Origin of the sequence: Klebsiella sp. K-Nf6 (genome assembly GCF_002806655.1) — a bacterium.
Classification (GTDB): Bacteria; Pseudomonadota; Gammaproteobacteria; order Enterobacterales; family Enterobacteriaceae; genus Klebsiella; species Klebsiella variicola.
In genome coordinates this window covers 145,673-164,914 of record NZ_PIBN01000009.1, presented here as the reverse complement: position 1 = coordinate 164,914, position 19,242 = coordinate 145,673, and the positions used below count along the sequence as shown (strand labels likewise).

Below are 19,242 nucleotides of genomic sequence, written 5' to 3'. Positions count from 1 at the left end.
TGACTTTTATCATACGCGAAAAAAAATCAGACTTAAGTGTGACAGGCGTCTAACTTTTGCCAATCCTCAAAATCGGCTATGGACAAAAACAAAACAGCCAGGCCATAATCGAATAAAGAGTCATTATTGAATATATATTCAAGGCGATTTCGAGTCAACGTGTTTATCCGGGCTTCGCCTGGAGCGGGAGGCAGAATGTTCCTGAGTAGGGCGCTGTGGCAGAAGGCTTACCACCCGGCATGGGGATATCTGGTTTTTTTAGTCCTTGCTGGAATAAATATTCCATGCTGAAAATAAATTCAGAGGTATGAAATGAATCCCTACAGATATGATATTCAGACGCTGGAGCGTAAAGCCCGCGCGGTGCGGCGCCACATTGTGCGCTTAAACGCCAATAGTCCGGCCGGCGGCCACACCGGGGCTGACCTTTCGCAGGTCGAACTATTAACCGCGCTCTATTTCCGCGTCCTTAACGTCGCGCCGGACCGGCTCGACGACCCGCAGCGCGATATCTACATCCAGTCGAAAGGCCATGCCGTGGGGTGCTACTACTGCGTCCTGGCGGAAGCCGGTTTCTTCCCGGTTGAATGGCTGGAGACCTACCAGCATGCCAATTCCCATCTCCCTGGCCACCCGGTGCGGCAGAAAACGCCGGGCATCGAGCTGAACACCGGCGCGCTGGGTCACGGTTTGCCTGTTGCGGTGGGGCTGGCGCTGGCTGCGAAGAAAAGCAACAGCACCCGCCGCATTTTTTTGATTACTGGCGACGGCGAGCTGGCGGAGGGGAGCAACTGGGAAGCCGCCCTGGCGGCGGCGCACTACGGTCTGGATAATCTGGTCATTATTAATGATAAGAACAACCTCCAGCTGGCCGGGCCGACGCGCGAAATCATGAATACCGATCCGCTGGCCGATAAATGGCGCGCCTTCGGTATGGAAGTCAGCGAGTGCCAGGGTAACGACATGGCCTCGGTGGTCGCGGCCATCGAGGGGCTACAGCAGACCGGTAAACCGAACGTCATTATTGCCAACACCACGAAAGGCGCGGGGATCTCCTTTATCCAGGGGCGCCCGGAGTGGCACCACCGGGTGCCGAAAGGCGAAGAGATCGCTCTGGCGCTGGAGGAACTGAAAGATGAGTAATACAGAACACCTGGCTAACGTCATGGTCGAGGCCTTTATTGCTGCCGTAGAAAACGGCGTCGATCTGGTGCCGGTGGTGGCCGATTCCACGTCGACGGCTAAAATCGCCCCCTTTATTAAGCAGTTTCCCGGTCGGCTGGTGAACGTCGGCATCGCTGAGCAGAGCATGGTCGGCACCGCCGCGGGGCTGGCGCTGGGCGGCAAAGTGGCAGTGACCTGTAACGCCGCGCCGTTTCTTATCTCGCGGGCCAATGAGCAAATCAAAGTGGATGTCTGCTACAACAACACCAACGTGAAGCTGTTCGGCCTTAACGCCGGGGCCAGCTACGGCCCGCTGGCCAGCACCCACCATGCCATTGACGATCTGGCGGTGATGCGCGGCTTTGGCAATATCCAGATCTTCGCCCCCTCCACGCCGCGCGAATGTCGGCAGATCATCGACTATGCCCTTGCTTATCAGGGCCCGGTCTATATTCGTCTCGATGGCAAGGCGCTGCCGGAGCTGCTTGACGAGTCGTATCGCTTCGTTCCCGGCGCCGTGCTGACCCTGCGTGAAGGCGAGGACGTCGCGCTGGTGGCCACCGGATCGACGGTGCATGAGGTAGTGGAAGCGGCGCAGCAGCTTGCCGACCTCGGTATCCAGGCGAAAGTGGTCAGCGTGCCGTCGATCCGCCCCTGCGATACCGCGGCGCTGCTGGCGGCGCTCCGGCCGTGTGGTTCGGTGATCACCGTCGAGGAGCATAACGTCAACGGCGGGCTGGGCAGCCTGGTGGCGGAGGTGTTGGCGGAAGCGGGGGTGGGCATTGCCCTGCAGCGGTTGGGGATCCCGGACGGGGAGTACGCCGCCGCCGCCGATCGCGGCTGGATGCGCCAGTACCACGGGTTTGATGCCGCCGCCATCGTTGCCCTGGTGCAAAAAAGGGGCTGATGGCCTGAACGCCCGTCGCGTGAAGCGCGGGCGTTTACTGCTGCAATGCGCAAAGCGTGATGACCTGCTCCTCCGACGCTATCCAGTGCAAGGGATAGCGTTGCTCCGCAAACTCAAGCGCTAAGGTGCTTGCCGTTATGTCCACGATCTGAAAATCGGCGAACCCCAGCGCGCGCTGATTTGCCGCAGGCGTCGCCTTAAACCCACTCTCTTTGGCCGAAAACGCCAGCGTCAGCGCCAGCGGAAAGGGCAGGCCGCTGCGCAGCAGCGCCGTTTTTTCCGCCGGACTGATAATGCTGCTCTCCAGCTCCGCCGACAGCTGTGGGGGAAACCGGCGCTCAATATCGACGCCCACCGGCCGATCGGCGATCACCGCCAGCGCGCGCTGGCCGCAATGGCTGATGCTACCGAACCAGGGCGTGGGCCACAGCGGCTGGCGCTGGTCGCCGATGGCGGGAGGCTGTTTCTCCCCCACCTCACGCAGGGCGTACACCGCGGCGATGCGCCCGGCCAGGTGCTCCGCCTGCCGCTTGCGGCCCCAACTGCTCAGGCTGGCGTGATAGGGCAACCAGAACAGATCTTCAGGCTGGAAAGTCGCCGGGTCGAAATCGATCTGCTGCAGCGTATAGCCGGCCAGCGACAGCGTGGCGTGATGGATGCGCATAGGACAAGGTTACCGCGGTTGTCCCCGCCCTTTATCCTGCAAGGGCGGGGGAGGGAGAACCCGCTATCAGAAGTGGGTGTTGACGCTCATATACCAGGTGCGGCCCGATTCGTTATAGGTCTCGGCACCGGCGCCATACATATAGCCGGTGGTGCCCCCGGTGGTCTGGGCGTTGCCCGCGCGCCAGTGACGCTTGTCGAAGACGTTATCCACGCCGCCGGTCAGACTGACGTATTTGGTGACGTCCCAGGTCGCGCTCAGGCCGAGGATGCTGTAGGGGCTAACCTCGTTCTTCTCGCTGCCGGTAACCGGTTGACCCTTGTAGTTGTACTTCTTCGGCTCCTGCTTGCCGTACCAGGTGAAGGTCGACTGCAGCGAAACGTCATCGCGTACCTGCCAGCTCAGCGTAGAGTTCAGCGTATATTCCGGGATAATCGACAGACGATCGCCGGTCTCTTTGTTCTTACTCTGCAGCATGTAGGTGATGTTGTTGGTCCAGTTGACGGTCTCGCTCACCGGCACGTTCAACGTCCCTTCCAGGCCTTCCACCACCGCTTTTGGTACGTTTTCCCATTGGTAGAGGTCGGTGCCGCTGCCGTTGGTATAGACCGGGGCATAGCCCGCTTCAATCTTGTTGCGGTAGTCGTTGCGGAACCAGGTGACGCCCGCCAGCCAGCCGTCGCGTTTAAACTCGAGGCCAATCTCTTTGTTGATGCTGGTCTCGGCTTTTAAGTCGTCGTTACCCTGCAGATAGCAGCCGGATTTACTGGCGTAGCAACCCTGGCCTTTGCTGTAGAGAATGTAGTTCGGGTTGGTCTGATACAGGCTCGGCGCTTTATAGGCGCGGGCGATACCCATCTTCAGCGTGAAGTCGTCCCACAGGCCCTGCGACAGGTTGAGGGACGGGCTCCAGTTATTGCCGACGATGCTGTGATGATCGAAACGCAGCGCCGGGGTCAGCATGGTGGTGTCGGTCAGCTCCATGTTGTTCTCAGCGAACAGCGAGAAGATTTCCGCCTGCGAGTATGGGCTGCGGCCAGTGCTGTCGTAGCCCGGGATGCTGCCGCCCGACAGCGCCTGGGTGTTGGAGGCGTTATCCTTCATCCGCTGCTGGTTCCACTCGCTGCCCAGCGTCAGGTTCTGATTAACCAGATAGTCGAAGGGAATGCTGACTTCACTGTGCAGCATCACATCCGACAGATCGATATCCGAGAACTGATTACTGTTAAAGATCCCCTCGGTGCCCCCGGCCAGGCCTTCGCCTTTGCGCGAGTTGCGGGTGCGCTCGTACTGCGCCCAGTTGCTGGTGGTCACCCCGTTGTCCCAGGCGCCGTTCCAGGTGACCGAGTAGGTGTTGCGATACAGACGGTTGGTCTCTTTACCGTAGTTCTCTTTCACCAGGTCGTTGGTGTTGGTGTTCTGGGTGTCGCCGGCGTAGAGGTTGCCCTGGCGGCTGTAGCCGGCTTCAAACTCCAGCGACTGCATCGGGGCGAATTCCCAGCGCACCAGACCATCGATGTTTTTATTTTGTACCCCTTCGCGCCCGGCAGGCAGGGTGTCGGCATAGATCCCGGTACGTTCGGACTGATGGCCCTGGTTGATATCCCAGGCGTCGGCCTGCGTTTTGTCGAGGTTACCGAACAGGCGGAAGCTGAAATCGCCGCCCAGCGGGCCGCTGAGGCTGAAGTTAGTGCGTTTGGTGGAGCCTTCATCCTTGTGCTCCGGGGCGTTCATATAGGTGTTCCATGAGCCGTGCCACTCATCGCCGGTTTTTTTGGTGATGATATTCACCACCCCGCCGGCGGCGCCGTTGCCGTAGCGGGCGGCGGCCGGGCCGCGAATGACTTCGATGCGTTCGATCATCTCCGGCGGCACCCAGCTGGTGTCGCCGCGGGTGTCGCGCTCGCCGCGCCAGCCAAGGCGCACGGAATTGCGGCTGGTGACCGGCTTGCCATCGATCAGGATCAGGGTGTTTTCCGGGCCCATGCCGCGGATATCAATCTGGCGGTTATTGCCGCGCTGGCCGCTGGTGGAGTTGCCGGTCAGGTTGACCCCCGGCATGGTGCGAATGATCTCCGAGACGTCGCGCGCTGGCGGGCGTTTGCGGATCTCATCGGCGGTGATCGTGGAGACGCCCGGCGCCTGCAGATTCTGCTCGGCGGCGGTGACCACCATGGTCTCTTCAGCCGCGCTGTTTTTATCGTCGGTGGCGGTTTCCGCTGCGCTTAACGGAAAAGCAACCCCGTAAATTCCCAGATTGACCAGCAAGGCCAGGGATTTGATCCTGTTATTCATTGTTATTCCTGCTCTTTAGTCGCCACGTTCCCCAAACGCCCCTTCCCACCGGGAGGGGAGGCGGCATAAATGTTGCCGGAAGAGGGCAAAGGCACTCCGTCGCTAGCTGAATAAGCTCTCTTCGACATGTTTTGTGAAAGACGCGCTTCCCACGGCGCGCTAATACGCTATTGCAAATGCAAATAGTTATCAATAATATTATCAATAAAGAATTACAATTAATTAAAAAAGTCACGCTATACATAGGGTTAATGACAGAATGTTAAGGACAGGAAGCGAGGAGTGGTGGCAAACCCTGCAGGGGCCGCAGTGCCGCGCAGTGGATGGCGCCATCGAGGTGACGTTCTGGTGGCGGGATCCGGCGGGGGATGAAACGCACTCTCCGCGCCGTCGGGTATGGCTCTATATCACCGGGGTGACCGACCACCATCAGAATGCGCGGCCGCAATCGCTGACGCGCCTGCCCGGGACCGACGCCTGGTCCTGGCGAACCACGCTGTCGCCGACCTGGCGCGGTAGCTACTGTTTTATTCCCTCCGACCGTGACGATGATTTTTCCCCTGAGGTGTTCAGCGCTGACGCGCCCGACCGCGCGCTGCTGCGCGAAGGCTGGCGCAAACTGCTGCCGCGGGCGATAGCCGATCCGCTGAACCCGCACAGCTGGCAGGGCGGACGCGGCCATGGCGTGTCCGCCCTGGAGATGCCGCAGGCGCCCGCGCAGCCCGGCTGGGACCGGCTTAATGAGGCGCATCCTCCCGCCCGATGCCTTGAGTGGCGCAGCGCGCGTCTGGGCAACCATCGCCGGGTCTGGATCTACACCCCCGGCGAGGCCGTCGACCCGCAAACGCGGCCCCTGGCGATCCTGCTCGACGGCCAGTTCTGGGCCGAGAGCATGCCGGTGTGGTCGCCGCTGGCCGCACTGACCCGCGAGGGGAGACTGCCGCCGGCGGTCTACCTGCTGATCGACGCGATCGACAACCAGCGCCGCGGGGTTGAGCTGCCCTGTCATCGCGATTTCTGGCTGGCGGTGCAGGAGGAGCTCCTGCCGCTGGTCCGCGATCGCGCCCCGTTTAGCGACCGCCCGGAGCGGACCGTGGTGGCCGGGCAAAGCTTCGGCGGCCTGGCGGCGATGTTCGCTGCTCTCAACTGGCCGCAGCGCTTTGGCGGCGTACTCAGCCAGTCAGGCTCCTACTGGTGGCCGCATCGCGATGGCCGCGGGACGGGCTTTATCGGCGAACGTCTCCGCCTGGGCGAGGTGTCCGCGGCCGGGCTGCGCATCTGGCTGGAAGCGGGCCAGCGTGAACCGATTATTTTTCGTGCCAACCAGGCGCTGTTGGCGCAACTCACTACGACACAGCAGACGATTTTCTGGCGTCAGGTTGACGGCGGGCATGATGCGCTTTGCTGGCGCGGCGGGCTGACGGCAGGGCTTATCCAGCTCTGGCAGCCTCTGCTGTCGCACCCTTAGCACCGCGCTTTACGACAGGAGTTTGATATGCAATTCAGTAACCCTTTCGACAATCCGCAAGGGCAGTTTTACATTCTGCGCAATGACCAGCAGCAGTACAGCCTGTGGCCGGGGCACTGCGCCCTGCCTGACGGCTGGACGGTGGTGTGCCCCCCGCAGTCGGCCGAGGACTGCAACGCCTGGCTGGCGGCCAACTGGTCAACCCTGACTCCCGCCCATCATGCGTCATAAGGAGCTGACAATGACCACTCGTTTACCGCTGGTTGCCGCGCAGCCGGGGATCTGGATGGCCGAGCGCCTCTCCACTCTGCCAGGCGCCTGGAGCGTGGCCCACTATGTTGAACTGCGGGGCGCACTCGACCCGGCGCTGCTGGGTAAGGCGATTGTCGCCGGTCTGCAGCAGGCGGACACCCTCAGCCTGCGCTTTCAGGAAGAGGAGGGGGAAGTCTGGCAGTGGGTGGCGGCCGACCGCACCTTTGGCGAACCGGCGATCATTGACCTGCGTACGGCGCCGGATCCGCATCGCGCCGCCACGGAGCGGATGCAGGCGGACCTGGCGCAGGATCTGCGTGTCGACGGCGGCAACCCGCTGGTGTGCCATCAGCTGCTGCGCGTCGGCGACGACCGCTGGTACTGGTATCAGCGCTATCACCACTTGCTGGTGGATGGCTTCAGCTTCCCGGCGATAACCCGGCAGATCGCTGCCATTTACCGCGCCTGGCAGCGGGGGGAAGCCACTCCTGAGTCGCCTTTCACCCCCTTCGCCGAGGTGGTGGACGAGTACCAGCGCTACGCCGGCAGCGAGGCCTGGCAGCGGGATAAAGCCTTCTGGCAGGCCCAGCGCCAGGCGTTACCGGCGCCTGCCTCACTCTCTGCCGCGCCGCTGGGCGGACGCGCCGCCGGGAGCGATATCTGGCGGATGAAGCTGGAGATGAACGCCGACGCCTTCCGCCGCCTGGCCGGCCATGCGCCGCAGTGTCAGCCCGCTGACCTGGCGCTGGCGCTCACCACGCTGTGGCTGGGCCGCCTGTGCAACAGGATGGACTACGCGGCGGGCTTTATCTTTATGCGCCGGATGGGTTCAGCCGCGCTGACCTCGACGGGGCCGGTGCTCAATGTCCTGCCTCTGGCGGTGCATATTGTCGCCCAGGAGACGCTGGCAGACCTGGCGATGCGCCTCGCCGGTCAGTTGAAAAAGATGCGCCGCCATCAGCGCTATGACGCCGAACAGATCGTTCGCGACAGCGGCAAAGCGGCAGGGGACGAACCGCTGTTCGGCCCGGTGCTGAACGTCAAAGTCTTTGATTACCAGCTGGATATCGACGGCGTCGAGGCGGTGACCCACACCCTCGCCACCGGCCCGGTCAACGATCTCGAGCTGGCGCTGTTCCCGGATGAGACCGGCGGGCTGTCGCTGGAGATCCTCGCCAACAAGGCCCGGTACGATGAAGCCGAGCTCCGTCGCCACATGGCGCGACTGACCGCGCTGCTGGCGCAGTTCGCCGCCGATCCGGCGCTGCGCTGCGGCGAAGCAGAAATGCTCTCCGCCGACGAGCTGGTCCGGCTGGCGGCGGTCAACGATACCGCTGTGCCGCTGCCTGCCACCACCCTCAGCGCGCTGGTGGCCGACCAGGCGCGGAAGACCCCGGATGCCCCGGCGCTGGCGGACGCCCGCTGGCAGTTCAGCTATCGCGAGATGCGTCAGCAGGTGGTGGCGCTCGCGCAGCTGCTGCGTCAGCGCGGCGTGAAGCCGGGCGACAGCGTGGCGGTAGCCCTGCCGCGCTCGGTGTTCCTGACCCTGGCGCTGCACGGTATTGTCGAAGCGGGGGCCGCCTGGCTGCCGCTGGACACCGGCTACCCGGACGATCGCCTGCGGATGATGCTGGAAGACGCCCGGCCGTCGCTGCTGATCACCTCGGAGGATCAGCTGGCCCGCTTCAGCGATATCCCGGGGCTGGAAAGCCTCTGCTACCAGCAGCCGCTGGCCGCCGGGGATGACGCGCCGCTGGCGCTGTCAAAACCGGACCATACCGCCTACATCATCTTTACCTCCGGCTCCACCGGGCGGCCGAAAGGGGTGATGGTCGGCCAGACCGCCATCGTCAACCGCCTGCTGTGGATGCAGGATCGCTATCCGTTATCTGCCGACGACGTGGTGGCGCAGAAAACGCCGTGCAGTTTTGACGTGTCGGTGTGGGAGTTCTGGTGGCCGTTTATCGCCGGCGCACAGCTGGTGATGGCCGAGCCGGAGGCGCACCGCGACCCGCAGGCGATGCAGCAGTTCTTCGCCCACTACGGCGTGACCACCACCCACTTTGTGCCGTCGATGCTGGCGGCGTTTGTCGCCTCGCTGGATGCCGACAGCGTCGCCGCCTGCCGCACGCTGCGGCGGGTATTCTGCAGTGGCGAAGCGCTGCCGACGGAATTGTGCCGTGAATGGGAGCGCTTAACCGGCGCGCCGCTGCATAACCTGTACGGCCCGACGGAGGCGGCGGTGGACGTCAGCTGGTATCCGGCCTGCGGCCCTGAGCTGGCGGCGGTGACCGGCAGCAGCGTGCCGATTGGCTGGCCGGTATGGAACACCGGGCTGCGCATTCTCGATGCCGCGATGCGCCCGGTGCCGCCGGGGGTGGCGGGGGATCTTTATCTCACCGGCATCCAGCTGGCGCAGGGCTATCTGGGGCGTCCGGACCTCACCGCCAGCCGCTTTATTGCCGACCCGTTTGCCCCCGGTGAGCGGATGTATCGCACCGGCGACGTGGCGCGCTGGCTGACGAACGGCGCGGTGGAGTACCTTGGCCGCAGCGACGATCAGCTGAAGATCCGCGGGCAGCGCATCGAGCTTGGCGAGATTGACCGGGTGATGTCGGCCCTGCCGGACGTGGCGCAGGCGGTGAGTCACGCCTGCGTCTTCAATCAGGCGGCGGCGACCGGCGGCGATGCCCGGCAGCTGGTGGGCTATCTGGTCTCTGACTCCGGCCTGCCGCTGGATACCGCGGCACTGAAAGCGCGGCTGGCGGAACAGCTGCCGCCGCATATGGTACCGGTGGTGCTGATGCAGCTCGCCGACCTGCCGCTGAGTGCCAATGGCAAACTGGACCGCAAAGCGCTGCCGCTGCCGACCCTCGGCGGCGAACGCAGCGGCCGACCGCCGGAGCCCGGCATGGAAACCCTTGTCGCCGCCGCCTTCAGCCAGCTGCTGGGCTGCGAGGTGAACGATATCGACGCCGATTTCTTCGCCCTCGGCGGTCATTCGCTACTGGCGATGCGCCTGGCGGCACAGCTCAGCCGCCAGCTGGCGCGGCAGGTGACTCCGGGGCAGGTGATGGTGGCCTCGACGGTGGGCAAACTGAGCGCGCTGCTGGCCGCCGATCTCAGCGATGAGCAGGCCCGGCGCCTGGGGCTGGATACGCTTCTGCCGCTGCGCGAGAGCGACGGCCCGACGCTGTTCTGCTTCCATCCCGCCTCCGGCTTTGCCTGGCAGTTCAGCGTGCTGGCGCGCTATCTCAGCCCGCGCTGGTCAATAACCGGTATTCAGTCGCCGCGCCCGCAGGGGCCGATGGTCACCGCCACCAGCCTCGACGAGGTGTGCGAGCACCATCTGCGCACGCTGCTGGCGCAGCAGCCGCACGGCCCTTATTACCTGTTTGGGTATTCGCTGGGCGGCACCTTAGCCCAGGGCATTGCCGCCCGGTTGCGCCAGCGCGGCGAAGCGGTGGCCTTCCTCGGCCTGCTGGATACCTGGCCGCCGGAGACGCAAAACTGGGCGGAGAAAGAGGCCAACGGGCTGGATCCCGAGGTACTGGCGGAGATCGACCGCGAGCGCGAGGCGTTCCTCGCCGCCCAGCAGGGGCAAGCCTCTGGCGAGCTGTTCAGCGCTATCGAAGGCAACTATGCCGATGCGGTGCGGCTGTTAACCACCGCCCACAGCGCGAAGTTTGACGGCAAGGCGACGCTGTTCGTGGCGGAGAAGACGCGGCAGGCGGGGATGGATCCGCAGGTCGTATGGAGCCCGTGGGTGGGCGAGCTGGAGGTGTTCAGCCAGAACTGCGCCCACGTCGACATTATCTCCCCACAGGCCTTTGAGGCCATCGGCCCGGTGGTGCGGGAGATTCTGGGGTAACGGTTGAGTTCGGGCTACAGCAGGTAGCCCGGCTCAGCGTTGCGCAAGCCGGGGAAAGAGGAGATTACCGGCGGCCCTGCGGCACCACCAGCGGCGTATGCGCCACCGGATCTTCAATGATCGTGCAGCGCAGACCGTAAATCCGTTCAATCAGATCGGCGGTGACGATCTCCTTCGGCGCCCCCTCGGCGACGATCTTGCCGTCGCGCAGGGCGATCAGGTGGGTGGCGTAGCGGCAGGCCTGGTTAAGATCGTGCAGCACCGCCGCCAGGGTATAGCCCTTCTCGCGATTCAGCTCACTCAATAGCTCCAGCAGATCGATCTGATGGCTGATGTCCAGCCAGGTGGTTGGCTCATCAAGCAGCATAATCGCCGTCTCCTGGGCCAGCACCATCGCAATCCACGCCCGCTGCCGCTGGCCGCCGGAAAGCGTGTCGACGCTCTGCAGCGCCAGATCGCTGATCCCGGTCGCCCGCATCGCCTTGTTCACCGCCTCTTCATCTTCTTTGCGCCAGCGGGTAAACAGCGGCTGGTGCGGATAGCGCCCACGGGCCACCAGCTCCTGCACCGTGATATCGCCAGGAGTGGTGGCATTCTGCGCCAGCAGCCCGATGCGGCGGGCAACCTCTTTACTGGCGTACTGCTGGATCTGCGCGCCGTCGAGCCAGACGTGGCCGCTGGCCGGCGTCATCAGGCGACTGAGGGTGCGCAACAGCGTCGACTTGCCGCAGCCGTTGGGGCCGATAATGGCGGTGAAGTGGCCGTCAGGGATGGTCACGTTCAGCGACTCGGCGATGGTCTTGTTACCGTAGGCCAGGGTTAACTGCTCGCCGCGCAAACGGGAGGGGACAGCACTCATTTTTTGCGGGACTCCTGAATCAACAATGCAATAAGGTAAATACCGCCGAGGCTGACGGTTAACACGCCAACCGGCAGCTGCCACGGCATAAACAGCCGCTGGGCGCCGTAATCGGCCAGCGCCAGCAGCAGCGCGCCGCACAGGGCCGATTGGGTCAGTCCCCAGCGGGCCGTGCCGCTCAGGCGGCGGGCGATATGCGGTGCCACCAGCGCAATAAATGAGATCGGCCCGGCCAGCGCCGTCGAGGCGGCGGTGAGCACCACCGCCACCAGCATCAGCAGCAGGCGCGAACGCTCGACCTGCACCCCCAGCGCGCAGGCGGTATCGTCGCCCATCTCCAGCAGTCGCATCCGGCGAACCAGCAGGGCGCTGCCCACCAGCATCAACAGGATCAGCGGCGCCGACGGCCAGGTTTTACCCCAGGTCAGGCCGTTAAGCGATCCGGCGTTCCACAGGCCCGCAGAAAGGGCGGTCTCCAGCGAGGCGCGCAGCAGCAGCCAGGTGTTGAATGCCACCAGCATGGCGCGCACGCCGATGCCGATAATGATCAGGCGGAAGGTCTCGATCCCGTTGCGCCAGGCCAGCAGCCAGACCACCAGCGAGGTCAACACCCCGCCGGCCATCGCCGCCAGGGCAATCGCCGTCAGGTTCTGGCCGAAGAGGACCATCGCCACCAGCACGCCGCTCCAGGCGCCGGTGTTAAAGCCCATCACGTCCGGGCTGCCGAGCGGGTTGCGGGTCAGCGACTGGAAAATGGCGCCGCTGACGCCGAGCGCGGCGCCGATGAGCAGCGCCATTAACACCCGCGGCAGCCGCCATTCGTTCACCACCATCGCGACGTTGCGCGGCGCATCGCCGAACAGCGCCGAGAACACCTGGTCAATCGTCAGGGGCACCGGGCCTTGCGCCAGCCCGAGCAGGGAAATCAGCAGGCTGGCGGCCATCAGCACCAGGCAACTGGCTATCAGGCGGCGGGACGGGGCAATCACAGGCCACCTCCCCGCGGCTGGCGGCGCACCAGCCAGATCAGCACCGGCGCGCCGAGAAAGGCGCTCACCACCGATACCCGCAGTTCGCCGGGCACCAGCAGGCGGCCAATCACGTCGGCAAACAGCAGCAGGGCCGGGGTGGCGAGCAGGGTGACCGGCAGCGACCAGCGATGATCGGCCCCCACCAGCCAGCGCGCCATATGCGGCATCATCAGGCCGATAAAGGCGATGGGGCCGACGACGGCGGTGGCGCTGCCGCACAGGACGGTGATGACGATCAGGCCGATCAGCTGGGTGCGGGCGACGCGGCTGCCGAGGGCGGTGGCGGTATCGTTGCCGAGGCTCAGGCTGTTAAGCGCCCGGCTCAGCAGCAGGGCGGCGATCCCCGCCATCACCACCGGCAGCAGGACAATTTTCAGCGTCTGCAGGGTGCGGATATCCAGCGAACCGGCCTGCCAGAAGCGCAGCTGATCGTAGACGTCCGGGTTGAGCAGGGCGATGCCGTTGGACAGCCCCTCCAGCACCGCCGCAAGGGCGACCCCGGCGAGGGTGAGGCGCACCGGGCTCAGCTGGCCGCCGCCCTGACTGCCGGTAAAGGCCACCAGCAGCGAGGCGCAGAGCGCGCCGCAAAACGCCAGCAGCAGTTGCTCCTGCGGGGAGGTGATCCCGAACAGCGCCGCGCCGAGGACGATGGCGAAGCTGGCGCCGGAGTTGACCCCCAGCAGGCCGGGGTCGGCCAGCGGGTTGCGGGTGAGCGTCTGCATCAGCGCGCCGGCGAGACCGAGGGCGACGCCGGCCAGCAGACCGGCCAGGGTACGCGGCAGGCGCGCGTCCAGCACGATGGTGCAGTCGGCGCTTTGACAGGTTCCGCTGAAGGCGGTGAATACCGTGCCGATCGGCAACGATTTAGCGCCGATGGTCAGGCTAAGCGCGGCGGCTAAGGCGAGTAACAGCAACAATCCGGGCACGGCGACAGAGCGTACCGCGGTCGTAGAAAACGACATAACTGACATCCCTGATATGATAATGATAGTAATTATCGTTATCGATTTTATTCAGCTATGGTAGCATGACCCACAGTAAAAAGGGTATTAAAAATAACGACAAGGCGCTGTAATGAACCGACAATCCTGGCTGCTCAATCTCAGCCTGCTGAAAACTCACCCGGCGTTTCGCGCCGTTTTTATCGCTCGCTTTATCTCTATTCTGTCGCTTGGCCTGCTGGGCGTGGCCATTCCGGTCCAGATCCAGATGATGACTCATTCGACCTGGCAGGTCGGGCTGTCGGTGACCTTGACCGGCGCGTCGATGTTTGTTGGCCTGATGGTGGGGGGCGTGCTGGCTGACCGCTATGAACGTAAACGCCTGATCCTGCTGGCGCGCGGCACCTGCGGCGTGGGCTTTGTCGGCCTGTGTCTGAACGCCCTGCTGCCGGAGCCGTCGCTGGCGGCGATCTACCTGCTGGGGATCTGGGATGGGTTCTTCGCCTCGTTGGGGGTGACCGCGTTGCTGGCGGCGACGCCGGCGCTGGTGGGACGGGAAAACCTGATGCAAGCCGGGGCCATCACTATGCTGACGGTGCGTCTTGGCTCGGTGATTTCGCCGATGATCGGCGGCCTGCTGCTGGCCACCGGCGGCGTGGCCTGGAACTTCGGCCTGGCGGCGGCGGGGACCTTTATCACCACCTTAACCCTGCTGCGTCTGCCGCAGCTGCCGCCACCTCCGCAGCCGCGCGAGCATCCGCTGCGCTCTCTGCTGGCGGGGTTGACCTTCCTCTGCCAGAGCCCGCTTATCGGCGGGATTGCGCTGCTTGGCGGTCTGCTGACCATGGCCAGCGCGGTGCGGGTGCTCTATCCGGCGCTGGCCGGGAGCTGGCAGATGTCGGCCGGACAGATTGGCCTGCTGTATGCCGCTATTCCGCTCGGTGCGGCGCTGGGGGCGTTGACCAGCGGCCAGCTGGCCCAGACGGTGCGGCCCGGCGCGCTGATGCTGGCGACGACGGTGGGATCGTTTGTCGCCATTGCGCTGTTCAGCCTGATGCCGCACTGGGCGTTGGGCGCGCTGTGCCTGGCGCTGTTTGGCTGGCTGAGCGCCATCAGCTCGCTGCTGCAGTACACCCTGATCCAGACTCAGACGCCGGAAAATATGCTCGGGCGGATTAATGGTCTGTGGACCGCGCAAAACGTCACCGGCGACGCCATCGGCGCGGCGCTGCTCGGTGGCTTAGGGGCGGTGATGGCCCCGGCGGCTTCCGCCAGCGCCAGCGGCTGGGCACTGGCGCTCGTCGGCGTGCTGTTGGTGGGGCTGCTACGCGAGCTGCGCCGTTTCCAGCGCCCGGAAATCGTCAACGAAAGTTAAGTAGGGTGCGATTGCCCGGTGGCGGCTGCGCCTTACCGGGCCTACGGTCTGGACTGGGGGACGCTGGCATTGTAGGCCGGTGCAAGCGCTGCGCCGCCCGGCAAAAGAGTTCAGGCCGCATTCCCGTCCTGATGCCCGGTGGCGGCTACGCCTTACCGTGCCTACGGTCTGGCCTGGAGGGCGCTGGCATTGTAGGCCGGTGCAAGCGCCGCGCCGCCCGGCAAAAGAGTTCAGGCCGCATTCCCGTCCTGATGCCCGGTGGCGGCTGCGCCTTACCGGGCCTACGGTCTGGCCTGGGGGGGCTGGCATTGTAGGCCGGGCAAGCGCAGCGCCGCCCGGCAAAGAGTTCAGGTTGCGTACCCGTCCTGATGCCCGGTGGCGGCTGCGCCTTACCGGGCCTACGGTCTCGGGCATTGTAGGCCGGTGCAAGCGCAGTGCCGCCCGGCAAGTGATGGTACGGCCCGCGTTAGCCGAACAGGCTGGAGAGACGCTGGAGCACCAGCAGGGCGCTGTAGTAGTCAAGGCGGAAGGTCTCGGTGCCCAGCGGGTAGACGCGTTTACCTTCGACCGCCGGGAGATGCGCCAGCAGCGGGTTGGCGTAGATGGCATCCGCATCTTTCTGGTCGCCGGCGAACAGGAACAGGCTCTGGCCGTTCAGACCGGCCGCGAGGTTCTCCCCGCCCAGCTGCACGATATCGTGGCGTTTACCCTGGCTATGGCTGGCGGGCAGGCCGCCCGGCAGCGTCGCCAGGCTAAAGCCCAGCTGTTCGAGCATCTGCCCCTGGGCCGATGCCGGCGTCCAGATATTGGCGCTGTGTGCGGCGGCGGTATAGACCAGGGCGGTCACCGGCTGCGGCGGCAGTTTCATTTTTTCTTTTAACGAAACGAGCTGTTTATTGAAGTCGGCAATGCGCGCGCTGGCCTGCTGCTCATGGCCGGTGATCTGCCCCAACTGGGTGAGAAGAGTTTGCCAGCTTTTATCGTCATAGTTGATGACCAGCGTCGGGGCGATCGTTTTGAGCTGATCGTACAGCGGCAGGGCAGAGTCGCCGCCGGTGGCACTCACCAGGATCAGATCCGGCATCTGGGCGGCCACCGCTTCCGCGCTCGGTTCGCCGATGTACAGCCGCGCCAGCTTACGGGCTTTGGCGACCTCGCTCCACTGGCGCAGAAATCCCTGGCTATCGGCCACGCGGTTGTTCGGCGTGGTGGCGCCGCTGGCGACCACCGGGGCGTCAATCGCCAACAGCGAGCCGGTGAGGGTCACGCTGGTGGAGACAATGCGCAGCGGCTGGCTCGCCAGGGTGTGCGTCCCGTAGCTGTCGGTGATCTGGCGCGGCCAGTCCGCCGCCTGGGCTGAGGTAATTCCTAAAAGCAACAGCATGCCGGTCAGCGCACTGCGGCGGCAGAAAGAAAAGTAGTTCACGTCATCGCATCCTGATTCGAAAGGTAATAAATGCGTCTCATTTTCAACTTTGCGTCAGCAGGATGCAAGCCAAAGTGGCGCGCAATGACGTAACGCGGTTGACATGGCGGGCAATACCTTTTAGGTTAGCCAACCAAAATACAAATGATAATTATTCGTAATATATTTATCGTTTTTGGAGGATGATATGGAAACGTCACTGGCTGAGGATGTACAGAAACACACCCAGACCCTGTCTCCGGACAGCTTCTTCTTTATGTCGCCGTACCGCAGTTTTAGCACCTCCGGCTGCTTCCGCCGCTTTTCACATCCCGCCGTCGGCGGCGATGCGCTGAACGGTGAGTTCCAGCAGCAACTGGCCGCCGCTTTTGCCGACGCCCGCGCGGCGGGGATCCGCAAGCCGGTGATGGTGGGGGCTATCCCGTTCGACACCTGTCAGCCTTCCGAGCTCTATATCCCCGAGCGCTGGGAAGCGTTCTCTCGTCCGGAAAAACAGCGTTCCGCCCGCTACGCCGCGCCGCTGGAGACAATGGAAGTGGTGGAACGCCGGGAGATCCCGGAGCAGGACGCGTTTTTAGCCATGGTGGAACGCGCTGCCGCGCTGACCGCCACCCCGGAAGTGGACAAGGTGGTGCTCTCAAGGCTTATCGATATTACCACCCGCGACCGCGTCGACAGCGGCGCGCTGATGGAGCGACTGATCGCCCAGAACCCCGCCAGCTTTAACTTCCACGTGCCGCTCTCCGACGGCGGCGTGCTGCTGGGCGCCAGCCCGGAGCTGCTGCTGCGTAAAGAAGGGCCGCGCTTCAGCTCATTGCCGCTGGCTGGCTCCGCTCGTCGTCAACCGGACGATGTGCTGGACCGGGAAGCGGGTAACAGGCTGCTGGCATCCGGCAAAGATCGCCACGAGCACGAGCTGGTGACCCAGGCGATGAAGAGCGTGCTGGGCCCGCGCAGCAGCCAGCTGTCGCTGCCGGCATCGCCGCAGCTGATCACGACGCCGACGCTCTGGCATCTGGCGACGCCAATCGAAGGCACCGCGCTGGCGCAAGAAAATGCCATGTCGCTGGCGTGTCTGCTGCACCCGACCCCGGCGCTGAGCGGCTTCCCACACCAGGTGGCGAAGCGCCTGATTGCCGAACTGGAACCCTTCGACCGCCAGCTGTTCGGCGGCATCGTCGGCTGGTGTGACGATGAAGGCAACGGTGAGTGGGTGGTAACCATCCGCTGCGCGCGTCTGCAGCAGCGTACACTGCGCCTGTTTGCCGGCGCGGGCATCGTTCCGGCCTCCTCGCCGCTGGGCGAATGGCGCGAAACCGGCGTCAAACTGACCACCATGCTTAACGTATTTGGCTTGAATTAAGAGGCAAGGATGATTGCATTTACCCGTTGGCCGGAGGCGTTCGCGGCCCGCTATCGTCAAAAAGGCTACTGGCAGGATCTGCCGTTAACCAATCTGATCACCCGTCACGCGGAAAACGACGCCGTGGCGATTATCGATGGCGAGCGGCAGATTAGCTACCGCCAGTTTAATCAGCTGGTGGACAACCTTGCCTGCTCGCTGCAGCGCCAGGGACTGAAGCGCGGGGAAACCGCGCTGGTGCAGCTGGGCAACGTCGCCGAGTTTTACATCACCTTCTTCGCGCTGCTGCGCATCGGCGTCGCGCCAGTGAACGCGCTGTTCAGCCATCAGCGCAGCGAGCTTAACGCCTACGCCGCGCAGATTAAACCGGCGCTGCTGATTGCCGATCGCGAGCACGCGCTGTTTGCTGACGATAGCTTCCTCCATGCGTTTATCGCTGAACATCCTTCCCTGCGCGTCGCACTGTTGCATAACGACGGCGGCGAGCGCGATCTGGCGACGGAGATTAACCGCCCGGCGGATAACTTTGTCGCCAATCCAACCCCTGCCGACGAAGTGGCCTTTTTCCAGCTCTCCGGCGGCAGCACCGGGACGCCGAAGCTGATCCCGCGCACCCATAACGATTACGACTACAGTATCCGCCGCAGCAACGAGATCTGCGGGATTAATGCGGAGACGCGCTACCTCAACGCGCTGCCGGCGGCGCATAACTATGCGATGAGCTCCCCGGGTTCGCTCGGCGTCTTCCTCGCCGGCGGGCGGGTGATCCTCGCCGCCGACCCGAGCGCCACCCTCTGTTTCCCGCTGATTGAACAACATCAGATCAACGTTGCCTCGTTGGTGCCGCCGGCGGTCAGCCTGTGGCTGCAGGCCATTCATGAATGGGGCAGCAACGCGCAACTGCAATCGCTGGAGCTGTTGCAGGTTGGCGGCGCGCGCCTGTCAGCGACCCTCGCCGCGCGCATTCCGGCGGAAATCGGCTGCCAGCTGCAGCAGGTGTTCGGCATGGCGGAAGGGCTGGTGAATTACACCCGCCTTAACGACAGCCCGGAGCGGATCATCCATACCCAGGGCTGCCCGATGTGCCCGGACGATGAAGTGTGGGTAGCGGATGCCGATGGCAACCCGCTGCCGCGCGGCGAAGTGGGCCTTCTGATGACCCGCGGGCCGTATACCTTCCGCGGCTACTACAACAGCCCGCAGCATAACGCAGAAGCCTTTGACGCTGACGGGTTTTACTGCTCCGGCGATCTGATTTCGATCGACGAAGACGGCTATATCACCGTCCAGGGCCGGGAAAAAGATCAGATCAACCGCGGAGGCGAGAAGATCGCCGCCGAAGAGATCGAAAACCTGCTGCTGCGCCATGAGGCGGTGATCCACGCCGCGCTGGTCAGCATCGAAGACAACCTGCTGGGTGAGAAAAGCTGCGCTTATCTGGTGGTGACCTCGCCACTGCGCGCCGTCGCGGTGCGCCGTTTCCTGCGCGAGCAGGGGGTGGCTGAATTTAAACTGCCGGATCGCGTGGAGTGCGTTGCCGCGCTGCCGCTGACGCCGGTGGGCAAAGTCGATAAAAAACAATTACGTCAGTGGCTGGCCGAAGGCAAGCTGGGCTGAAGGAGAACA

General features: G+C 64.1%; 14 protein-coding genes. 8 read left to right on the top strand and 6 right to left on the bottom strand.

Annotation, left to right across the window (positions count from 1 at the left end):
• Positions 1-312 precede the first annotated feature (312 nt).
• Together CWM61_RS16675 and CWM61_RS16670 are read left to right on the top strand one after the other, a co-directional pair.
• On the top strand, positions 313-1,143 hold the full coding sequence (locus tag CWM61_RS16675; protein WP_074386586.1) for a transketolase: 831 nt from the start codon (positions 313-315) through the stop codon (positions 1,141-1,143).
• Positions 1,136-2,071: a transketolase family protein gene (locus tag CWM61_RS16670; protein WP_023297201.1), complete on the top strand. Its 936-nt coding sequence runs from the start codon at positions 1,136-1,138 to the stop codon at positions 2,069-2,071. The genes CWM61_RS16675 and CWM61_RS16670 overlap by 8 nt, the downstream gene beginning before the upstream one ends.
• 34 nt (positions 2,072-2,105) lie before the next feature.
• On the opposite strand, the gene entD is transcribed toward CWM61_RS16670, so the two are convergent.
• On the bottom strand, positions 2,106-2,735 hold the full coding sequence (gene entD / locus CWM61_RS16665) for an enterobactin synthase subunit EntD (protein ID WP_100631574.1): 630 nt from the start codon (positions 2,733-2,735) through the stop codon (positions 2,106-2,108).
• 66 nt (positions 2,736-2,801) lie between these two features.
• Positions 2,802-5,030: a siderophore enterobactin receptor FepA gene (gene fepA / locus CWM61_RS16660; protein ID WP_032729591.1), complete on the bottom strand. Its 2,229-nt coding sequence runs from the start codon at positions 5,028-5,030 to the stop codon at positions 2,802-2,804.
• A gap of 259 nt (positions 5,031-5,289) precedes the next feature.
• Here fepA and fes point away from each other — a divergent pair, with 259 nt between their 5' ends.
• Genes fes through entF form a run of 3 tightly spaced genes read left to right on the top strand, consistent with a single transcriptional unit; the run spans position 5,290 to position 10,621 of the window.
• Positions 5,290-6,498 carry an enterochelin esterase gene (fes, locus tag CWM61_RS16655; protein WP_100631573.1) on the top strand — a complete coding sequence of 403 codons (1,209 nt, stop codon included), beginning with the start codon at positions 5,290-5,292 and terminating at the stop codon, positions 6,496-6,498.
• Between the two features lie 27 nt (positions 6,499-6,525).
• A complete protein-coding gene (locus CWM61_RS16650; protein ID WP_074386583.1) occupies positions 6,526-6,729 on the top strand; it encodes an MbtH family protein in 204 nt (67 codons plus the stop codon).
• Positions 6,730-6,739: 10 nt separating this feature from the next.
• Positions 6,740-10,621 carry an enterobactin non-ribosomal peptide synthetase EntF gene (entF, locus tag CWM61_RS16645; protein ID WP_100631572.1) on the top strand — a complete coding sequence of 1,294 codons (3,882 nt, stop codon included), beginning with the start codon at positions 6,740-6,742 and terminating at the stop codon, positions 10,619-10,621.
• 64 nt (positions 10,622-10,685) lie between these two features.
• Here entF and fepC read toward each other — a convergent pair whose 3' ends face one another.
• The 3 genes from fepC to fepD are packed head-to-tail and all read right to left on the bottom strand — an operon-like array spanning position 10,686 to position 13,473.
• Complete coding sequence (fepC, locus tag CWM61_RS16640) at positions 10,686-11,480, bottom strand: iron-enterobactin ABC transporter ATP-binding protein (RefSeq protein ID WP_100631571.1); 795 nt, start codon at positions 11,478-11,480, stop codon at positions 10,686-10,688.
• Positions 11,477-12,469 (bottom strand): iron-enterobactin ABC transporter permease, encoded by a 993-nt coding sequence (gene fepG, locus CWM61_RS16635; RefSeq protein WP_012968727.1) that lies wholly within the window; start codon positions 12,467-12,469, stop codon positions 11,477-11,479. The genes fepC and fepG overlap by 4 nt, the downstream gene beginning before the upstream one ends.
• A complete protein-coding gene (gene fepD / locus CWM61_RS16630; protein ID WP_008805582.1) occupies positions 12,466-13,473 on the bottom strand; it encodes a Fe(3+)-siderophore ABC transporter permease in 1,008 nt (335 codons plus the stop codon). The genes fepG and fepD overlap by 4 nt, the downstream gene beginning before the upstream one ends.
• A 112-nt stretch (positions 13,474-13,585) precedes the next feature.
• On the opposite strand from fepD, the gene entS reads away from it, so the two are divergent.
• Positions 13,586-14,827, top strand: coding sequence for an enterobactin transporter EntS (gene entS / locus CWM61_RS16625; protein ID WP_100631570.1), 1,242 nt, complete (start codon positions 13,586-13,588; stop codon positions 14,825-14,827).
• Positions 14,828-15,293: 466 nt separating this feature from the next.
• Here entS and fepB read toward each other — a convergent pair whose 3' ends face one another.
• Complete coding sequence (gene fepB, locus CWM61_RS16620) at positions 15,294-16,253, bottom strand: Fe2+-enterobactin ABC transporter substrate-binding protein (RefSeq protein ID WP_100631569.1); 960 nt, start codon at positions 16,251-16,253, stop codon at positions 15,294-15,296.
• A gap of 187 nt (positions 16,254-16,440) precedes the next feature.
• Between fepB and entC the strand changes: the two genes are divergently transcribed.
• Positions 16,441-17,616, top strand: a complete 1,176-nt coding sequence (gene entC / locus CWM61_RS16615; RefSeq protein WP_100631568.1) for an isochorismate synthase EntC — start codon at positions 16,441-16,443, stop codon at positions 17,614-17,616.
• Positions 17,617-17,625: 9 nt separating this feature from the next.
• Positions 17,626-19,233: a (2,3-dihydroxybenzoyl)adenylate synthase EntE gene (gene entE, locus CWM61_RS16610; RefSeq protein ID WP_100631567.1), complete on the top strand. Its 1,608-nt coding sequence runs from the start codon at positions 17,626-17,628 to the stop codon at positions 19,231-19,233.
• The last annotated feature ends 9 nt before the right edge of the window (positions 19,234-19,242 follow it).

What these genes read in the sequence shown, in the direction of transcription:
- fes (WP_100631573.1), top strand. Translation starts at nt 5,290, where the DNA reads ATGTTAAGGACAGGAAGCGAGGAGTGGTGGCAAACCCTGCAGGGGCCG.
- CWM61_RS16650 (WP_074386583.1), top strand. Translation starts at nt 6,526, where the DNA reads ATGCAATTCAGTAACCCTTTCGACAATCCGCAAGGGCAGTTTTACATT.
- entD (WP_100631574.1), bottom strand. Translation starts at nt 2,735, where the DNA reads ATGCGCATCCATCACGCCACGCTGTCGCTGGCCGGCTATACGCTGCAG.
- entE (WP_100631567.1), top strand. Translation starts at nt 17,626, where the DNA reads ATGATTGCATTTACCCGTTGGCCGGAGGCGTTCGCGGCCCGCTATCGT.
- entF (WP_100631572.1), top strand. Translation starts at nt 6,740, where the DNA reads ATGACCACTCGTTTACCGCTGGTTGCCGCGCAGCCGGGGATCTGGATG.
- fepD (WP_008805582.1), bottom strand. Translation starts at nt 13,473, where the DNA reads ATGTCGTTTTCTACGACCGCGGTACGCTCTGTCGCCGTGCCCGGATTG.
- fepC (WP_100631571.1), bottom strand. Translation starts at nt 11,480, where the DNA reads ATGAGTGCTGTCCCCTCCCGTTTGCGCGGCGAGCAGTTAACCCTGGCC.
- entC (WP_100631568.1), top strand. Translation starts at nt 16,441, where the DNA reads ATGGAAACGTCACTGGCTGAGGATGTACAGAAACACACCCAGACCCTG.
- fepA (WP_032729591.1), bottom strand. Translation starts at nt 5,030, where the DNA reads ATGAATAACAGGATCAAATCCCTGGCCTTGCTGGTCAATCTGGGAATT.
- entS (WP_100631570.1), top strand. Translation starts at nt 13,586, where the DNA reads ATGAACCGACAATCCTGGCTGCTCAATCTCAGCCTGCTGAAAACTCAC.
- CWM61_RS16675 (WP_074386586.1), top strand. Translation starts at nt 313, where the DNA reads ATGAATCCCTACAGATATGATATTCAGACGCTGGAGCGTAAAGCCCGC.
- CWM61_RS16670 (WP_023297201.1), top strand. Translation starts at nt 1,136, where the DNA reads ATGAGTAATACAGAACACCTGGCTAACGTCATGGTCGAGGCCTTTATT.